This window comes from Aquirufa echingensis (assembly GCF_042714525.1).
GTDB lineage: Bacteria > Bacteroidota > Bacteroidia > Cytophagales > Spirosomataceae > Aquirufa > Aquirufa echingensis.
In genome coordinates, this window is record NZ_JBBKYA010000003.1 from 578492 (window position 1) to 596508 (window position 18017).

An 18017-nucleotide genomic window follows, 5' to 3' on the forward strand; every position below is an offset into this window, starting at 1 on the left:
GGAAAGAATTTAAATAAAAAATAATATGATTACGATCTATGGAATTCCCGCTTGCAATACGATGAAAAAAACTTTTGAATTCCTACAAGCAAAAGGCATCGATTATACCTTTCACAACTATAAAAAAGAAGGAATTTCGGCACCGATTTTACAAGGATTTATCGACCAATTAGGGCTTGAAAAGGTATTGAATAAACAAGGGTCTACTTACCGACAACTACCCGACGAAACCAAAGCTTCACTTAGCAACGAAAACGAAGCATTTTCCTTCTTATTAGAAAAAAATTCAGCGATCAAACGTCCCATCATTACAGATGGAAAACGCATCATCGCTGGATTCAATGAAGAAGAATTAGATAAATGGCTAAATGCGTAATTATCCTTTATAAAAAAGCCATTTGGACAACTCTTTCCAAGTGGCTTTTTTGCCATACATAAGGATACCTACGCGGTAAATACGGGCAGAAATCCAACTACAAGCTAAAAATCCGAATACCAACAAACCCATCGAGAGCGCTAATTCCCACATAGGGACACCATAAGGCAAACGAACCATCATGTTAATCGGGGAAGTAAAAGGAATCATCGATGCCCAAAAAGCAATCGTACTGTCCGGATCCTGCATCGTATATTGCGCCATCAAAAACGACACAATAATCGGAATCATAACAATGAATGTGAATTGCTGGGCTTCTGTAGCACTTTCCACCGCCGAGCCTATAGCCGCAAACAAGGAGCTATATAACAAATACCCAACGAAAAAATAGAATAAAAAGGCCACTAGAATCAAGGGAATATTCGTGCTTTCCAATACCTTCGTCACCTCACCCATCGGCGAATCTTGCATGGCTTTGGCCATATCGTCCGCCGCTTTCCCATGTTCCATTTGGCTCATCTGAGCAATAGCCTTGGTTTTGGATGCGTATATTTTACCTGTGACTTGCGTTAATCCAATCGTCAATACAATCCACAAAACGAATTGCGTCAGCCCCACAAGTCCTACGCCAATAATCTTTCCTAACATCAATTGGTAAGGCTTCACCGAAGAAATAATCACCTCAATAATCCGACTACTCTTTTCCTCAATCACCCCGTTCATTACCTGTGAACCATAAAGCAATAGTGTCACATATAAAATCAAACCCATAATACCTGCCAGAATCATCGCCCCCGCAGAACTCGAACTTGTCTCTCCCCCATTCTCAGAAACGGTTATCGTCTCGCTATCTATATCAACTTGGGTATCCTCATAAACCTTTTCAGAAATACCGGCCTTGTACATCAATTCCTGACGTACTTTATTTTGAATCAACCGTTCTACAGACTCCTTTAAGGTCAAACCAATATTCTTCGAGGAATAAATATGCACGCCTTTCGGATTAGCCAACACATCAACGGGTATGCTCACGAAAGCATCATATCCAGCCTTCGCAAATTGCGTTTTATATGCCTGTTCGGGTATGTTTGTAAAGGTGAAAACCAACTCTTTATCTTGCAAATCCGCCGATTTCAACAAATGACTTTGGTCAAAAATGGCAATCTGTTTCTGCTCCTTATCCTTCATGGCTAACCAAATCGGAATGGCATAGATGGCCGTAATTAATACTGGAGCTAATAAAGATGAAACCCAAAAGGATTTCTTCAACACACGTGTCACATATTCACGCTGAATGACGAGTAAAATCTTATTCATATCAATTGGTTTCGCTAACTACTTGAATAAAAATATCATTGAATGATGGGATTACTTCTTTGAATTCCAACAAACGTACTTGCTGAATGATTTTGGCAATCGCTTCATTTGTTCCCATCCCCTCTGAAAAACGCAAAATAGCGTTACCTGTTTGGCTTGAAACCACCTCAATCCCAGGAATCGAGCTCAATTCCCCCTCAAATCGAATTGCAAATTGGTTTTTCTTATATCGGTTCTGCACCTCATCTTTATTCCCTGACAAAACTACTTCCGCGTGATTGATCAGTGCAATTTCATCACACAATTCCTCCACAGAATCCATTCGGTGGGTTGAAAACAAAACGGTCGTTCCGCGCTCCTTAATCGCTAAAATCTTATCCTTCAACATATTAGCATTGATCGGATCAAACCCTGAAAACGGCTCATCCAAGATCAGCAATTTAGGCTCATGCACGACCGTCGCAATAAATTGCGTCTTTTGCTGCATACCTTTCGACAAATCATTTACAGGCTTATTCCACCATTCCTTGATATCCAAGCGGATAAACCATTCCTTCAATTTAGCGATGGCCTCTTCCTTGCGCATGCCCTTTAATTGTGCCAAATACAACAACTGCTCCCCTACCTTCATCTTCTTGTACAAACCACGCTCCTCAGGCAAATAACCAATTTGATCTGCATGCTCCAATCTTAAGGGCTCTCCATCAAAATAGATTTCCCCTGCATCAGGCCCTGTAATTTGCGTGATAATTCGAATCAAGGATGTCTTCCCGGCCCCATTAGGACCCAGTAAACCAAAAATTTTCCCTTTAGGAATCTCTAAATTGACATCGTTTAATGCCACATGATCCGCATAACGCTTCTCTAAATGACGAATGGATAATAACATAGCTGTCGTATAATTTGAAAGCTCAAAGATAAAAAAAAGCGCCCACCCCAAACTGATATTGGGATGAACGCTATAAAAGTAGGATGAATGCTCCTTATTTCTTAATTACCTTAGCCTTTGGTTTTGCTGGCGCTTTAGCCGCTACTTTGGGTGCTGCAGGTGTAGATTCCTTTGACATCAATTGCGCTACTTGCTTCATTTCTGCAGCCTTTTTAGCCAACTTAGCCTTTTTCTTTGATTCCTTTTCAGCTACTTTCTTTTTAGCTTTTTCTGCCTTTTCCTTTGCTTTCGCCGCTTCCTTATCTTGCTCTTGGATAAATTTTACATATTTTTTTGCAATCTCTCCGGCCGACTTATCAACTGTCTCCAACAATTTCTTGGCATTTTTTTCAGTAAGTCCTTTTAGCTTAGGCAATAAAAGCCCTGATAATTGATTCGCTAATGTTTTTTTATCGCTGCTCATTATATAATTATTAAATTTTAATAAATCTAACCAAACATTTCAGAACTTGAAATTTATCTGTGTTAAGTTTTCAATGAAACGGAAAAATTTAACATTAGAATAGCTAAAGCTGCGATTTACTGACAAAATCCCAAGCAACCACTCCCATCGTAACCGATACATTTAAGGAATGCTTTGTCCCAAATTGCGGAATCTCTAAACTACCAGCAGCAGCCTCAATCCAATAATCATTCACACCAAAGACTTCGTTTCCAAAAACAAAAGCATACTTGCTCTCTCCTGCTGGCTTGAAATCCTGCAATGAAATCGACTGATCCACTTGTTCGATACAATAGACTTGATAACCCTGAGCTTTTAATAATTCATGACACGCTTCAGCCGTTTCAAAATAAGTCCAATCAACAGATTCATCAGCACCCAATGCCGTTTTACTTATCTCTCGATGCGGCGGCTGCGCTGTTATTCCAACCAGATATACATGCGCACATCGAAATGCATCGGCCGTACGAAATGCAGAACCAATGTTGTTCATGCTACGGATATCATCCAACACAAAAACGTAAGGAAATTTTTCAGCTGATTTATAAGCTGATACATCGAGCCGATTTAGCTCATCCAACGATAATTTTTGGGGCATAAATTAAACGATCCAGCTAAATGGATAAGCTAATTCTGGTACTTTAACACGTTCAGCTAAACGCTCTAAACGTGCTGGTAATCCAATCACATAATCACGCGCTTTTTCCGCCTGATCATTCAATCCACGAACACTTTCTAAATCCCAATCTTGAATCAAGCCACGCATAATCGTAGTATAATCAGCGGTTGTATAAACTCCAATGCGTTGAGCCGCATCTGAGAAATGATCAAACAAAGAACTCTTCGCTCCATTCATTTCACGCAAGAAATGCGCAGGCATTACAATCTTTTTCTTCATCATATCAGCGAAAGCCAACATCATTTCGGAAGGATCTAATTTAAAAATCTCAGCAACAAAAGCCTTATAAGCTTTCGCATGACGCAACTCATCCGCCGCAATTTGTGCACACATACGAGACAAATTCGAATTCCCATGTTGCTTGGCCAAAGATGCTGTTCTACGATGGGAAATATTCGTTGCCCACTCTTGGAATGAAGTATAGACAAAATTGCGATATGGGTCAGCAGAAGTACCAATGTCGAAACCATCAGCAATCAAATACTGTGTCGAAATCGCAACGGCACGCATGTCAACTTTACCCGATAAATATAGGTAAGTCCCCAATAAATTCCCGTGGCGATTTTCTTCTGCTGTCCAACTGCGAATCCACTTAACCCAACCATTTTCTTGGTCTAAATGATCCACCGTTTCCATTCCTAACAACCACGACTCGTAGGTTGGCAAAGCTTCCTCCGTAATTGTATCCCCAATTAAAACTGCCCAATAATCATAAGGCAATTCGTTTGCTGCTTCTTGTAGCAATTTCACTTCTTCAAAGAAATTATCCTTTGTCGAATCAGGAAGCATATCGGCTGGCTGCCAGTTGGAATCAATCGGATTCAAAAAATCCTTCATGTAGCTGTCCATGTTTTTGGCTAGCTCCGACATTACTTCTAAACGTGTGTGAAATTGAGACATAATTCAATTGGTTAACAAAATGAGCTATGAAGATACATAGAAAAATCAGGATTTTGGCTGAAAAAGCGCAAAATCAAGGCCACTATCTGCAATTTTTAGCACATAGGCATTCCTGTAGGCCGGCGAAAACCAGTCTCCCAAGTTATAATAGGTCGCATTGTTACCTAATGGCAAGGCTATTGGATGATGTCGGTGGCCAAAAACATAGGCCGAAACCTCTCGATTTCGAAGTTGATCTGCCGCATAGCGATCGCGCACAGCAGATAATATAAAATCCGTTTCCGGATCAAATGGAACTTCACCCGCTTTAATCGTTGAGGTTTTTCGCGTCCCCGACCAAGTATGTGCCAAACGCACACCTAAATCAGGATGTAACCAGCCGAATAGAAACTGAGCTACAGGATTAACAAAAACCTTTTTCAACAACTTATAACCATAGTCTCCAGGCCCCATACCATCGCCATGCCCCATGCAAACACGAATTTGTTTATCCATGAATTGAAACTCAAAATCAGTGGCTTCCCGATAGATGATTGCCCCTAATTCCTGTTCAAAATAATCCTTCATCCACAAATCATGGTTCCCCACAAAAATATGTAAACGAACTCCCTGATCAGCTAATGAGGCTAGCGCACCAATAAAACGAACAAAACCCTTGGGAACTACTTGTTTGTACTCAAACCAGAAATCGAAGATATCCCCGAGTAAAAATAAATCACTCACATCTTCCTGAATATGATGAAGCCAATCAACCAAGACTCGCTCGCGTTCACGCGAAGTTTTTGCATCTGGAAAACCCAAGTGCATATCCGAAATACAATAAACTTGTTTACCCGCGGGTACAATCAGCTGCTTCATCTATCATAAAAAATGGGGAGGGAATACCCACCCCATTCGGTTAATCTTCTTTTTTAGGAGCCCTTTTTCGAGGTGCTGGCTTTTTCTTAACAACTGGCTCAACTTCCGTTTCAGCCTTAGTAGCCGCGGGCTTTTTAGCCGCACGTTTAACAGTTTCCGCAAGCTCTCGCTCGTCTTTGGCATCCTGACGCTTCTTCTCGGTTTCCCCTTTAATGAATTCCTGATAAGAGGTCAATTGCTCAAACGGACGAGGACCTACAAGCTCCTCCAAATCACTTTGGAACAATACTTCCTTCTTCAATAATTGCTCCGCAAGTATCGTTAATTTATCTTTTTTCGAGGTCAACAATTTCTTTGTTCGCGCATACGCTTCTGCGATAATCTTGCGAACTTCTTCGTCGATTTCACGCGCAGTCGTCTCTGAATAAGGCTTGCTAAACTGATAATCTGAACCCTTTGAATCGTAATAAGAAATATTGCCCAACTTGTCATTCATACCGTAAACGGTCACCATCGAATAAGCTAATTTCGTAATACGTTCTAAATCATTCTGAGCTCCTGTTGAGATCTTACCAAACACAATTTCTTCAGCGGCACGACCACCTAAAGTCACACACATCTCATCCATTAATTGCTCGGTACGATACAAGAACTGCTCTTTTGGCAAATATTGCGCATATCCTAAAGCCGCTACGCCACGAGGAACAATTGATACTTTTACTAAGGGATTTGCATGTTCCAAGAACCAACCTGCAATCGCATGACCAGCCTCGTGATAAGCCACAATTTTCTTCTCCAAAGGATTGATAATCTTGTTTTTCTTCTCCAAACCACCAATCACACGATCCATCGCCTCTTGGAAATCATCCATATCAACCGCCGTTTTACTGCGACGTGCCGCAATTAACGCAGCTTCATTACAAACATTGGCAATTTCAGCTCCTGCAAAACCTGGTGTTTGTGCCGACAATTCCTTCGGATCAATATCTGCCGCTAATTTCAAAGGCTTTAAATGCACTTTAAAAATTGCTTCCCGACCGATAATATCGGGCTTATCAATAGATATTTGACGATCAAAACGACCTGGACGAAGCAATGCCGCATCCAAAACATCGGGACGGTTTGTTGCCGCCATGATGATAATTCCTGAGTCGGTAGCAAAACCATCCATCTCAACTAACAAGGAGTTCAGTGTATTCTCACGCTCATCATTTGAACCTGGCATTTGACCACGTCCACGTGAACGACCTACCGCATCAATCTCATCAATGAAGATGATACAAGGTGCTTTTTCCTTGGCCTGCTTGAACAAATCACGCACACGCGCAGCGCCCACACCCACAAACATTTCCACAAAATCAGAACCTGAAAGTGAGAAGAATGGCACACCTGCCTCCCCTGCAACAGCTTTAGCTAACAAAGTTTTACCTGTACCTGGAGGGCCTACTAACAAGGCTCCCTTCGGAATTTTACCACCTAAATCGGTGAATTTCTTGGGGAATTTCAAGAACTCTACAATTTCCTGAATCTCCTCTTTTGCCTCATCTAATCCTGCAACATCATCAAATGTCACACGTACTTTAGATTCTCCTTCGATTAAGGTAGCCTTGCTCCGACCAATATTAAACAACTGGCCACCGCCACCTCCACCGCCGCCCATGCGGAAGAAAAGGAAGTAAAAACTCAATCCCATTAAGATGAAAAATCCCCAAGTACCCAACCAATCTAATGGCCCTGTACGTGTTTCAGGCGTCGCAAAAATGCGCTCATTACGCGGAAAATCTTTTTGACGATCCTCTAAAAAATGCTCGAAACCTTCTTTGGAAATAATCGGAAATTCAAAATGGGGCCCTTGCTTTACGGACACTAAACCCGGAGGCGAATTCTTGAAATATTTTGCGACAAAATTGGGCTTTAGACTAACTTCCACCAATTTATCGTTGACAATCACAACCGACTGAACTTCTTTTTGAATCACCATGGCCTCAAATTGACCTTGATTAATCTCTTGCAACGTGCGTTGTTTTGTAAAGAAAAACATACTCACCATTGCGATCACCAACCCAATAATCATCCAACTTTGCATTCCCCCAGCCGGCTTTTTCGGCAGACGTGGTTGAATTCCTGAACGCTTGGTGTTTTTACTGTTACCTTGTTTTGCCATTAGAATAATTTGTTTGGGCTATTAACAATGAGGATACCTAAAAAAGTTCGATTTGAGAATTATTCCTCTGAAATGTGCGTAAACTTCGCGTCTCCCCAAAGCTCCTCTAATTTGAAAAAATCACGCTTATCTTTCAAAAATACGTGCACAATCACATCATAATAATCCATCAAGATCCACTCCCGATTGGCCTTACCCTCCATCGCATGTACATGAATTTTACCTGACTCCCACACTTCCTTGTCCACAGAATCCGCAATCGCCTCAATTTGAGTATCTGATGTACCTGATGCAATCACAAAAAAATCAGTAAATGCATTCGCAACTCCGCGCATATCCATCACAACGATATCTTGAGCCTTCTTCTCTTGCATCCCTTTCACCACCCATTGCGCTAATTGTTCTGATGCCTCTACTGCTGTCTTCTTTGTGCTTTTGCTCATATGTTTGTCTAAAATCGAATAATCGAATGCGTTAACATCTCGATTAACGAATAAAAATTTAAATTTGTTTCTTGTAAACCTAAAATTACGAAGAAATTTTGAACAATTACCAAGCCGCTACCCGCTTCGTGGGCAAATTATCAAAATATATGGATCATTGTGATTCCACGAATGCATTGGGCTTTCAGGAAGCCCTTTCGGCTGATATTGAAGAGGGTTTTGCATGGATTGCAGGCCACCAAACAGCAGGCAAAGGACAACGTGGCAACCAGTGGCACGCACAACCCAATCAAAATTTATTGGTTTCCTTTTTACTCAAGCCCAATCACGAATTACTCCAAGCGCAGTTTTACCTAAGCAAAGCGATTGCGAATGGGATTTTAATCGGGCTCCAACAATGGGCATCTGACACCCTAGGCGAAAGTTTACCACTCGAAATAAAATGGCCAAACGACATCTACCTCGATGGCAAAAAATTAGGTGGAATTCTTATCGAAAGTAATTTCCAGGCTGGCAAATGGGCCTTCTCGATTGTTGGCATAGGCCTGAATATCAACCAATTAGATTTCGAAGGCTTACGAGCTACCTCCTTACGACAATGGACGCAAAATCCACAAGCGATCGACATCGCTGAAATCTACAAACACATCGCTTTCGGAATAGAAAATCAGTATGAAACATTTGCGAACCAAGGGTTCATTTCCATCGATGACACCTATCACGAAAAGCTTTTTCGGAAAGAAGCATGGCATAGCTTTGAAGACAAAAATGGAATATTTGAAGGTAAAATAGTACGGGTCAACGAGCAAGGTCTAGTCGAGATTGAACGAAACCTAGGCACAGAATCCTATGAAATCAAAGAATTAAGTTTTATTTTTAAGGATTAACCTCGCATAAACCTTGATTGAAACTTACCAAAGCAACCTAGAGAACTTCATTCACTGGGCCACAAACACACCCGAAAACATCTATTTAAAGCAGCCTGTAGCTGGAACTTATACGGATTATTCCTACCAAGAATCCCTCCGGATTGTAGAACATATTGGTTCATACCTCAACCAACAATTAAACAGAGAAATTCCTCAGCACATTGGAATTCTAGCAAAAAACAGTGCGCATTGGATGTTGGCCGACTTAGCCATTTCCTACGCCGGTGCGATTTCAGTTCCATTTTATGCGACGTTAACAAGTGAGCAACTGAATCACGTCTTGGTTCATTCCGATTGCCAAATTTTGATTGTAGGCAAACTGGACAACTGGGACGAAATCCAAAAAGGTATCCCGGATTCTGTTCAGATTATATTCACACCCGACAGCCCCTGCAAAAAAGGCCTAGCATGGAATGATATACTGGCTAATCCTATTCAAAAACTAGAACCTGTTTTACCCCAAAAGGATGCCTTAGCAACCATAATTTATACATCAGGCACAACTGGGGTACCCAAAGGCGTCATGATCACAAACGGCTCTATTTCTCAAGCACTAAACTTAGCTCGGGAAATTGCCTACCTCGACAGACCTAATACTCGGTTTATTTCCTATTTGCCTTTATGCCATATTGCAGAACGGAATTTTGTTGAGTTTGCGTGTACCGCAGCAGGTGGAACCATTTACTTTGTTGAAAGCCTGGATACATTCCAACAAAACCTTTTACAAGCGCGTCCAAGTCACTTCTTAGCCGTACCACGAATTTGGGCGAAATTCAAAGAGGGAATCTTGAATAAAATCGGCGGACAGAAAAAATTAAGCCTTTTACTTTCAATCCCCATCGTTAAAAACATCATTCAAAAGAAGATTCAGAAAGGTTTAGGACTAGATCAAACCTGCATGGTGGTTACCGGAGCTGCACCCATGCCTCAGGAATTAACAGCCTGGTTTCAGTCCATCGGCCTTTACATTCAAGAAGCTTATGGCATGACGGAAAACCTAGGGTTGAATAGCCTTACTCCCCGACATAAAATCAAATTGGGAACCGTGGGACGTGTACATGACCAATGCACAACGCGCATCGATCCTGAAACGGGAGAGATCCAAATGAAAGCAGATTATAACTGTTTGGGCTATTATAAAAACCAAGAACAAACCGATGCGCTTTTCGATGGAGAATGGCTAAAAACGGGCGACATGGGTCAACTCGATTCCGAAAACTACCTGTCGATCGTAGGCCGAGTTAAAGACAATTTCAAAACGGCCAAAGGACAATACGTTTCTCCTGCTCCTATTGAAAATGCCTTATCATTACATGAGCTCATCGAAGTTGCCTGTGTCGTAGGCGTAAATTTACCTCAACCTTTGGGTTTGGTATTACTTAGCCAACAATCGAGCGAACTACCACAGCAAGAGCTCGTTAGTGCGCTAGAAAAACTACTTAATGAAACGAATCCTTTATTCAAAAAATATGAATATCTAAAGAAGCTCATCGTTATTAGAGAGCCTTGGACAGTCGAAAATGCATGCTTGACTCCAACCTTAAAAATTCGCCGCATGCAGATAGAAAAGAACGTAGAAGATCGAATTGAATCATGGTACCAAGCGAAACAAACAATCATTTTCGAATAAGTTAACCTGATTTCTACGCCTTTTTTGTAACTTGAGAGAATGCGTTTTCAGTCTCTCACCTTGTTAGTTTGCTTATTGCTCCCTTGCTATTTTAGCTTGGGACAATCGATGCGCATTGATTCCATTCATTTTGTCGGGAATGAGAAAACTCGCGAGAACATATTACGCCGCGAACTCGACTTTCAAGAGAAAGATTCTTTAAGCATTCAAGATTTAAATGAACGCATCGAATTCAATCGGCGGAAACTGATGAACACGAATCTGTTCATTTGGGTTAAATCGGATTACCATCAATTACCAAACGGCAATTTGTCAATCAATTATGAGTGTTTGGAACAGTGGTATGTCTTGGCATATCCCATATTCCAGTTGGCCGACCGCAATTTAAATGATTGGTGGTCACAAGGGCATGATTTTGACCGAGCCATTTATGGACTGCATTTTTTGCACAATAATTTTATGGGGCGGAATGAAAAAGTCGTCATTAAGGCTGAGACAGGATTTACGGACAAACTTGAAATATCCTATCAAAACCCCTATTTAGACCCCCAAAAAACCTTGGGCATGACTGTTAACTTAGCTTACAGCACGCAGAAAAATTTAGCTTACAAGACAAACCAAGACACCCTAACTTACATTCAAAGCAACGCCATTTTACGTGAAAAATGGACAGGTGGAATACAATTCAGAAAGCGGTTTCGCTTTTATGATTTCCAAACACTTGAATTTAAATACAACCATTCCATCATTTCGGACACCATAGCAAAATTAAATCCAGCTTATTTTGGCGCGGGTCGGAAAGAGCAAAACTATGCGCAAATTGGCTATGCCTTTTCCTACGACTTTCGAGATTTTGTTACCTATCCATTACGCGGCAGAAAGATTGATGTTAGTTTTACAAAATATGGCCTACTCCCCAGTGATCAGGTCGACTTTTGGGAGGCAAGTGCCGCGGCAGCTTTCTTTTTTGACTTAGGTAGTCGTTTCTTTTTAGCTAGCCAAGTCAAGACTAAAATCAGCAGAGACGGATTTATTCCTTATGCTAATACGCGAGGACTCGGATATGGCAACGACCTTGTTCGTGGATATGAATTAAATGTGATTGATGGGACGAACTTTTTTCTTTGGCGTAATACGGCGAAATTTCAATTAGTTTCAACGATATTGAAACTCCCATTCATTAAATATAAACAATTTAATCAGATGCCGATTGCGGTTTACCCAACCGCTTTTATGGATTTGGGTTATGTGTATAATTCAAACAAAGAAACGCACAACAGTACGAATCAATGGCTTTTTGGCACGGGATTAGGATTTGATTTTGTCACCTATTACAACTTTGTATGCAAGGTAGGCTTTCCGGTCATCAATGGCGGAAAAACAGGTATGGTTGTGAGTATTGGTCGGGAATTTTAGGCAAAAAAAAACCAGTCACAGACCGGCTTCTTTTTAAAATACCTAACCACTAATAATCTTAAATATCGTTGTGCGCAAGCGCATGAATTCCTATTCTTAATTCCAAAAATAAGAATATTTTTCAATAGAATGATTCAAGCCACCCTGAATTTATTTATTTTTGAAATGATAAGCCCAATCCATCATGAAAATCCGCTCGATCTACTTTTTGTTATTCCTTGCAGCTACAAGTCTTTATTCATGTAACAAAGACAGTTCCTCTGCTGAAAATGAGCAAATAAGTGGCGCCCCGGAACAAATTAAAATTAAAGAGGCATGGAATGCAAGTCATGACTGGGTCAAGCAAATGACATTAAGCGACTCACTCCTAATTCGTAATATAAATTGGGGAATCGATATTTCGCAAATCAAGGAGTCGGCGGAATTAGCCGAAAGCCAGCCTAAATCCGGAAAATCTTATTCCCTGTATTTTGATGACAGCGATTTGAATTTTGTTGACATCAGCTATTTACCAAACGCACAAGGCCAATTATCAGAAATCGATTTAGACATCTACGTAGAAGAAAATGCGCAGGTGAGCGAATTACAAAAAGGCATCAAGGAATATTTCGATGTAAAATTTGGTGCATCTAAATCTACTGGAAAGAAGACAACTTGGACCCAAAATAAAAATACCCAGGTCGAAATGGAAGATGTAAGTACATCCAAGGACCCAGGCATTAAAATTGTGTTAAAGGCAAAGTCTTAAACTTTCCAAACCCAGTTACGGGTATCAGGAATTTCGCCTAAACGGATTTGATTAATTTCATTGTACACGCGCACAGAAAAATCAGAGTCTTTGCGCTCTGGCAAGTCATAATCTTTTCCTTCAAAACCGATCGTTGCGATTGGCGCAATCACAGCAGCCGTTCCAGCCCCAAATGCCTCTGTAACCGAACCATTTTGGATTCCTTCAATCAATTCCTTCACGGCTAATTGGCGCTCCTGCACTTCCATCCCCCAATCTTTGGCAATTTGTAAGACTGATTTACGAGTTACTCCATCTAAAATCGTATCACCCGTAGCGGCTGTAACTAAAGCCCCGTTGATAACAAACATCAAGTTCATTGTACCAGCTTCCTCAACATATTGATGCGTAGCCGCGTCTGTCCAAATGATTTGATCATAGCCATCTTTATTCGCATTTTGAGTTGCAAATAATGAACCGCCATAATTCCCTGCATTCTTCGCAAATCCTACTCCACCCTTCGCAGCACGGATGTATTCCGTTTCCACACGAACACGTAATGGTTTTGAATAATATGATCCAACCGGGCAATTAAAGATGATGAATTTATAAGTCGAGGAAGGCGTAACACCCACATATTCATCCGTCGCAAACATGAAAGGACGAATATATAATGAGCAACCTTCTTTGGCAGGTACCCAGGCTTGATCTAATTTCAATAATTCACGTAAGCCACCCAAGAAAATCTCTTCAGGCACTTCAGGCATGCACATGCGGTAGGCCGACTTGTTAAATCGCTTCCAGTTTTCTTCTGGACGGAACACTTGAATACTACCATCTTTTCCGCGATATCCTTTCATCCCCTCAAAAATGGATTGACCATAATGCAAAGACATCATGGCTGGTTGGTATTCCAATGAGCCATAAGGTTGGATTTTGACAGATTGCCACGCGCCGTCGGCATATTCTGCAACTAGCATGTGATCAGCAAAGCTGCGACCAAAGGCTAAGTGATCAAAGTCAACTTGATCAATTCTAGATTTTGAGATAGGTTCAATGTGGATTTGCATACGCTTTGTTTTATTTATTTTCCTGAATTCCAAGGGATTTCAGGGATACCTAGGCTATGATGTAAAAAACGACACACCATAAATAAGTAATCAGATAATCGGTTCATATAGGCCATCGCAATTTCGTATTCAGTATGTTCTGTGGCTTGGACCCAACGAATTAAGCTTCGTTCAGCGCGCCGACAAACCGTACGGGCAATTTGTGCAAAGGCAATTGTTTCATGTCCACCCGGAAGGATGAAAAATCGCATAGGGGCTAATTGAGCATCTAAGGCATCAATATTATTCTCCAATGCGACAATATCATGCAAGGAAATCAATTCCATATTACCCAATACTTCTTTGGAATCGCTCGCAACATGTGCGCCTAAAACAAAGAGACTGGATTGTATGGCCTGTAATTTAGCTGCAAGTTCCGCGTCAACTTTACAAACAAGAAGTCCCAAGTGTGAATTCAGTTCATCTAAATCACCGATAGCTTCCAAACGAAAGTCGGATTTTGACAAACCCTTTCCATCCGCTAATCGTGTAAACCCTCCATCACCTTGTTTTGTATAGATCTTCATAATTTGTAAAAGAACAACAAAAATAGTTTTTTCGGCCTTGAATCCAAAGGAAAGCCCATATTTATCAAAAAACAAGAAAGATTAGGCAATCGCGTGCTTATGAACTAATTTTGAGGATATTTTTGAATCCTATGTCAATCGATTATTTCGTTTCGCGTGCTTGGCGCATAGTTTCCATGGTTGCCTTTGGCATTACCTTATTATTCGTTTATCGTGGATTACCAGATCCTGCAGCCGTACATTTCGGCGAAACAGGTCGAGGAGATGGATTTTTGCCCAAAGAAGAAATCTTTTATTTGTCGGCCGGCATCGTAACCGTACTCAATGTTTTAGCCTTATTACTGATCAAAAGTGTCGCCAATGTTTCCGAGCAAGTTTGGGGAAAAGTATTCCAAATTTTTGCTAGCAAAGGGGATGCGACGATTAAATCCACATTGACTAATTGGTTGCATTTCTTGCCAGCCATGATTAATACCTATTTGATTTTAGTATTCCGGGTATTGCTCTTATTGAACGACCAGCGTACGTATGACGCCGACTATACATATATCCCAAAATTAGGAATCGTCTTGATTCTTGTTTGGTTGTTATACTTGCCCATTCGACTATTTTTATCACCGACGCATAGCCCAGAAGAAGCATGATTTCCAACATGCCCGACATTTCGATTCAGGCGTTTGATTACGAATTACCCGATTCTTATATCGCTTTTTTCCCGAGCCAGCAGCGTGATGAATCGCGTTTGCTCGTTCACCGTTCAGGGATTAGCAGCCATCATTCTTTTCAAAACCTACCTGAATTAGTTCCAACAGATAGCCTTTTTATTTTCAATAATACAAAGGTCATTCCGGCGCGCATTCAATTACAGAAAGAAAGTGGCACGACCATTGAGATTTTCTTATTGAAGCCTTTGGCCGACAACATCGCGACGCAACAAGTTATGGAGCAGCGCGGAGAGATCATTTGGGAATGTTTGGTGGGTAATAAAAAGCGATGGAAAATAGGCGAAACGCTTACCAAGACAATTGAAATTGAAGGCCAAAAGGTAGCTTTACGCATCAATTGGCATGACCGAGAATTAAATCAAGTTCAAATTCAATGGTCAGGCGAACATACATTCGCAAGCATTTTGAATGAAATAGGTAAAATCCCTTTGCCTCCTTATATGGAGCGAGAAACGGAATTATCGGATCAAGATCGCTACCAAACGGTATTTTCCAAAGAATTAGGAGCCGTTGCGGCACCTACTGCAAGCCTGCATTTTACACCTGCCATCATCGACCGCTTGGAAGCAAAGGGTATCCAAAAGAGTTTCCTTACGCTACATGTAGGGGCTGGAACATTTTTACCAGTCAAGGAAGATGAAATCCGGAATCACCCCATGCATCGGGAGCAGCTCATCTTTGAACGTACATTCATTAAGCAGTTAATGGAGCATCCAGGGACTTTTGTACCTGTGGGAACGACGGCACTTCGGGCAGTGGAAAGTTTATATTGGTCGGGGGTATGGCTCTACGAACAAAATGCCATTCCTACTGATGGCTTAATACTTCCTAAGGAATTCGCCTATCAAGATCGCACGGAGGTTTCTAAAACTGATGCCTTAGAAGCAATCTTACAATATATGGATGCAAATAAACTATCGAATTGGTTGGCCCAAACTGAACTTCTCATCATGCCATCCTATCGTTTTAGATTCTGCGATGCGTTGGTAACGAATTTCCACCAACCCAAATCAACTTTATTGGTACTCGTATCTGCATTGATTGGCGATGCGTGGAAGGACATTTACGAAGAAGCCAAGCAAGAAGGCTATCGTTTCTTAAGTTATGGGGATGCGTGTTTGTTTTTCAAAAAGGAAAAATAATTCCGAAGAATCATTATTTTTGTGGCCCAAGAAATTGGACGTTGGACGTTGGACGTTGGGCGCTGGACGTTGGACATTGGACGTTGGACGTTGGACATTGGACATTGGACATTGGACGTTGGACATTGGACGTTGGACGTTGGACATTGGACGTTGGATTTAAATATTATTAACCCCAGGTTTTAACCTGGGGACCCTAGGCTGAAGCCTAGGGCTATAAAACACAGGAAGATGAATTTCATTGAAGAATTGCGCTGGAGAGGCATGTTACAGGATATGATTCCGGGATTGGAGGATCAATTAGCCAAAGAGATGACCGTGGCATACATTGGTTTCGATCCAACTGCACCCAGTTTACATATAGGTAATTTGGCAGCAATTATGTTGTTGAAGCATTTTCAATTGTGTGGCCATAAGCCCATTGCTTTGGTAGGCGGTGCGACAGGAATGATTGGAGATCCATCTGGTAAGGCTGCGGAACGCGAGTTTTTATCGGAAGACACCTTGCGTGCAAATCAGATTGGCATTCAAAAGCAATTGGAAAAATTCTTGGAATTTCATGCGGGAGCTAATTCAGCTGAGGTTGTTAATAATTATGATTGGTTTAAGGAATTCAGCTTTTTGGGATTCTTAAGAGAGGCTGGAAAGTTTTTGACGGTCAATTACATGATGTCGAAAGACTCGGTTAAGAAGCGTTTGGAAACAGGTATTTCATTTACGGAATTTTCTTACCAGTTATTGCAGGGTTACGATTTTTACCATTTATATAAGACGAAGAATGTCCGTTTACAAATGGGTGGTTCGGATCAGTGGGGAAATATTACGACTGGTACGGAAATTATTCGTCGGAAAGAAGGCCATGATGAAGACGCGACAGAGCGTGCGGCATTTGCATTAACGACACCTTTAGTAACAAAGGCGGATGGAACGAAATTTGGCAAATCTGAATCGGGCAATGTGTGGTTAGATGCTGAAAAGACGAGCCCTTATGCATTTTACCAATTTTGGTTGAATGCAGCGGATGCGGATGTGCCTCGTTTGATACGTGTATTTACCTTATATACGAAAGAGCAGATTGAGGAATTAGAGAAGCAGCATGCGGAGGCTCCACATTTACGCATTTTACAAAAGGCCGTTGCTGAAGAAGTAACGACACGTGTACATGGAGCGGAAGTATGTGCTTTAGTCATTGAGGCCTCTACCCTATTGTTCTCCAAAGATGCGGTTGAATTAATTGCAGGTGCATCGGAAGCATTATTAGGCCAATTACCTATTCATGAAGTATCGGCGACCTTAATAGCAGAATGTAAAAACCTGACGGATTTAATAAGTGTAGGTACGGACAATTTAATTTTCCCTTCCAAAGGAGAAGCCCGTAAGGCGATCCAAAACAATGCCATTAGTGTGAATAAAGTAAAAGTAACGGATCCGAATTCAGCGTTAGATTTTGAAAAGATTCGTGGTCAATATTTATTGGTGGGTAACGGAAAGCAGAAAAATTACATTTTATCCTTTAAATAGTTCAGCAAACAAGGCTTGAACAAAAAAAAGTGAAATTATTTTTGTGTGTGGTGTTGGTAATTATAAATTATTCCTACATCTTTGCACTCCCAATCGCTAGGAAAAAGCTTCTAGCACATTAACGGAAGGGTTTGCTTGAAGGTTTCGGCTGGATGGTGGACGT

At 41.1% G+C, this 18017-nt stretch carries 18 protein-coding genes; 8 read left to right on the forward strand and 10 right to left on the reverse strand.

Annotated features, from left to right (window positions below):
* Window positions 1-25 precede the first annotated feature (25 nt).
* Entirely contained in the window at window positions 26-376 is a 351-nt protein-coding gene (locus tag SKC38_RS07830; protein ID WP_377976580.1) for a Spx/MgsR family RNA polymerase-binding regulatory protein, read from the forward strand.
* Here the strand turns inward: SKC38_RS07830 and SKC38_RS07835 are convergent, their stop codons facing one another.
* The 8 genes from SKC38_RS07835 to rsfS all read right to left on the reverse strand — a co-directional run bounded on the left by SKC38_RS07835 (window position 377) and on the right by rsfS (window position 8128).
* Window positions 377-1693 carry an ABC transporter permease gene (locus SKC38_RS07835; protein ID WP_377976581.1) on the reverse strand — a complete coding sequence of 439 codons (1317 nt, stop codon included), beginning with the start codon at window positions 1691-1693 and terminating at the stop codon, window positions 377-379.
* Window position 1694: 1 nt separating this feature from the next.
* A complete protein-coding gene (locus SKC38_RS07840) occupies window positions 1695-2582 on the reverse strand; it encodes an ABC transporter ATP-binding protein (RefSeq protein ID WP_377976582.1) in 888 nt (295 codons plus the stop codon).
* A gap of 94 nt (window positions 2583-2676) precedes the next feature.
* Entirely contained in the window at window positions 2677-3045 is a 369-nt protein-coding gene (locus SKC38_RS07845) for a hypothetical protein (protein ID WP_377976583.1), read from the reverse strand.
* Window positions 3046-3148: 103 nt separating this feature from the next.
* On the reverse strand, window positions 3149-3682 hold the full coding sequence (locus SKC38_RS07850) for a TrmH family RNA methyltransferase (protein WP_377976584.1): 534 nt from the start codon (window positions 3680-3682) through the stop codon (window positions 3149-3151).
* A 3-nt stretch (window positions 3683-3685) separates the two neighbouring features.
* Window positions 3686-4663 (reverse strand): acyl-ACP desaturase, encoded by a 978-nt coding sequence (locus SKC38_RS07855; RefSeq protein ID WP_377976585.1) that lies wholly within the window; start codon window positions 4661-4663, stop codon window positions 3686-3688.
* 45 nt (window positions 4664-4708) lie between these two features.
* A complete protein-coding gene (locus tag SKC38_RS07860; protein ID WP_377976586.1) occupies window positions 4709-5521 on the reverse strand; it encodes a UDP-2,3-diacylglucosamine diphosphatase in 813 nt (270 codons plus the stop codon).
* Between the two features lie 40 nt (window positions 5522-5561).
* Window positions 5562-7685 (reverse strand): ATP-dependent zinc metalloprotease FtsH, encoded by a 2124-nt coding sequence (gene ftsH, locus SKC38_RS07865; RefSeq protein WP_377976587.1) that lies wholly within the window; start codon window positions 7683-7685, stop codon window positions 5562-5564.
* A gap of 59 nt (window positions 7686-7744) precedes the next feature.
* Window positions 7745-8128: a ribosome silencing factor gene (rsfS, locus tag SKC38_RS07870; RefSeq protein WP_315577443.1), complete on the reverse strand. Its 384-nt coding sequence runs from the start codon at window positions 8126-8128 to the stop codon at window positions 7745-7747.
* A gap of 98 nt (window positions 8129-8226) precedes the next feature.
* Here rsfS and SKC38_RS07875 point away from each other — a divergent pair, with 98 nt between their 5' ends.
* From SKC38_RS07875 to SKC38_RS07890, 4 genes are all read left to right on the forward strand, one after another.
* On the forward strand, window positions 8227-9015 hold the full coding sequence (locus tag SKC38_RS07875) for a biotin--[acetyl-CoA-carboxylase] ligase (RefSeq protein WP_377976588.1): 789 nt from the start codon (window positions 8227-8229) through the stop codon (window positions 9013-9015).
* 13 nt (window positions 9016-9028) lie between these two features.
* Window positions 9029-10687 carry an AMP-binding protein gene (locus SKC38_RS07880; protein ID WP_377976589.1) on the forward strand — a complete coding sequence of 553 codons (1659 nt, stop codon included), beginning with the start codon at window positions 9029-9031 and terminating at the stop codon, window positions 10685-10687.
* Between the two features lie 108 nt (window positions 10688-10795).
* The gene (locus SKC38_RS07885) at window positions 10796-12103 is read left to right on the forward strand and encodes a BamA/TamA family outer membrane protein (protein WP_377976590.1); all 1308 of its coding nucleotides are present in this window, start codon (window positions 10796-10798) and stop codon (window positions 12101-12103) included.
* A gap of 184 nt (window positions 12104-12287) precedes the next feature.
* On the forward strand, window positions 12288-12851 hold the full coding sequence (locus SKC38_RS07890; RefSeq protein WP_377976591.1) for a hypothetical protein: 564 nt from the start codon (window positions 12288-12290) through the stop codon (window positions 12849-12851).
* Here SKC38_RS07890 and SKC38_RS07895 read toward each other — a convergent pair.
* Window positions 12848-13900 carry a branched-chain amino acid aminotransferase gene (locus tag SKC38_RS07895; protein ID WP_377976592.1) on the reverse strand — a complete coding sequence of 351 codons (1053 nt, stop codon included), beginning with the start codon at window positions 13898-13900 and terminating at the stop codon, window positions 12848-12850. The genes SKC38_RS07890 and SKC38_RS07895 overlap by 4 nt on opposite strands.
* Before the next feature lie 14 nt (window positions 13901-13914).
* Window positions 13915-14466, reverse strand: coding sequence for a cob(I)yrinic acid a,c-diamide adenosyltransferase (locus tag SKC38_RS07900; RefSeq protein ID WP_377976593.1), 552 nt, complete (start codon window positions 14464-14466; stop codon window positions 13915-13917).
* A gap of 131 nt (window positions 14467-14597) precedes the next feature.
* Between SKC38_RS07900 and SKC38_RS07905 the strand changes: the two genes are divergently transcribed.
* The 3 genes from SKC38_RS07905 to tyrS all read left to right on the forward strand — a co-directional run bounded on the left by SKC38_RS07905 (window position 14598) and on the right by tyrS (window position 17854).
* Entirely contained in the window at window positions 14598-15110 is a 513-nt protein-coding gene (locus tag SKC38_RS07905) for an SdpI family protein (RefSeq protein WP_377976594.1), read from the forward strand.
* Window positions 15107-16333 (forward strand): S-adenosylmethionine:tRNA ribosyltransferase-isomerase, encoded by a 1227-nt coding sequence (locus tag SKC38_RS07910; protein WP_377976595.1) that lies wholly within the window; start codon window positions 15107-15109, stop codon window positions 16331-16333. Before SKC38_RS07905 ends, SKC38_RS07910 begins: the two co-directional genes overlap by 4 nt.
* A gap of 231 nt (window positions 16334-16564) precedes the next feature.
* Entirely contained in the window at window positions 16565-17854 is a 1290-nt protein-coding gene (gene tyrS / locus SKC38_RS07915; RefSeq protein ID WP_377976596.1) for a tyrosine--tRNA ligase, read from the forward strand.
* Window positions 17855-18017 lie beyond the last annotated feature (163 nt).

Coding starts and splice junctions, on each gene's coding strand:
- SKC38_RS07900 (WP_377976593.1), bottom strand. CDS start 14,466: ATGAAGATCTATACAAAACAAGGTGATGGAGGGTTTACACGATTAGCG.
- SKC38_RS07850 (WP_377976584.1), bottom strand. CDS start 3,682: ATGCCCCAAAAATTATCGTTGGATGAGCTAAATCGGCTCGATGTATCA.
- SKC38_RS07895 (WP_377976592.1), bottom strand. CDS start 13,900: ATGCAAATCCACATTGAACCTATCTCAAAATCTAGAATTGATCAAGTT.
- SKC38_RS07885 (WP_377976590.1), top strand. CDS start 10,796: ATGCGCATTGATTCCATTCATTTTGTCGGGAATGAGAAAACTCGCGAG.
- SKC38_RS07890 (WP_377976591.1), top strand. CDS start 12,288: ATGAAAATCCGCTCGATCTACTTTTTGTTATTCCTTGCAGCTACAAGT.
- ftsH (WP_377976587.1), bottom strand. CDS start 7,685: ATGGCAAAACAAGGTAACAGTAAAAACACCAAGCGTTCAGGAATTCAA.
- SKC38_RS07845 (WP_377976583.1), bottom strand. CDS start 3,045: ATGAGCAGCGATAAAAAAACATTAGCGAATCAATTATCAGGGCTTTTA.
- SKC38_RS07840 (WP_377976582.1), bottom strand. CDS start 2,582: ATGTTATTATCCATTCGTCATTTAGAGAAGCGTTATGCGGATCATGTG.
- SKC38_RS07860 (WP_377976586.1), bottom strand. CDS start 5,521: ATGAAGCAGCTGATTGTACCCGCGGGTAAACAAGTTTATTGTATTTCG.
- SKC38_RS07835 (WP_377976581.1), bottom strand. CDS start 1,693: ATGAATAAGATTTTACTCGTCATTCAGCGTGAATATGTGACACGTGTG.
- SKC38_RS07830 (WP_377976580.1), top strand. CDS start 26: ATGATTACGATCTATGGAATTCCCGCTTGCAATACGATGAAAAAAACT.
- tyrS (WP_377976596.1), top strand. CDS start 16,565: ATGAATTTCATTGAAGAATTGCGCTGGAGAGGCATGTTACAGGATATG.
- rsfS (WP_315577443.1), bottom strand. CDS start 8,128: ATGAGCAAAAGCACAAAGAAGACAGCAGTAGAGGCATCAGAACAATTA.
- SKC38_RS07905 (WP_377976594.1), top strand. CDS start 14,598: ATGTCAATCGATTATTTCGTTTCGCGTGCTTGGCGCATAGTTTCCATG.
- SKC38_RS07910 (WP_377976595.1), top strand. CDS start 15,107: ATGATTTCCAACATGCCCGACATTTCGATTCAGGCGTTTGATTACGAA.
- SKC38_RS07855 (WP_377976585.1), bottom strand. CDS start 4,663: ATGTCTCAATTTCACACACGTTTAGAAGTAATGTCGGAGCTAGCCAAA.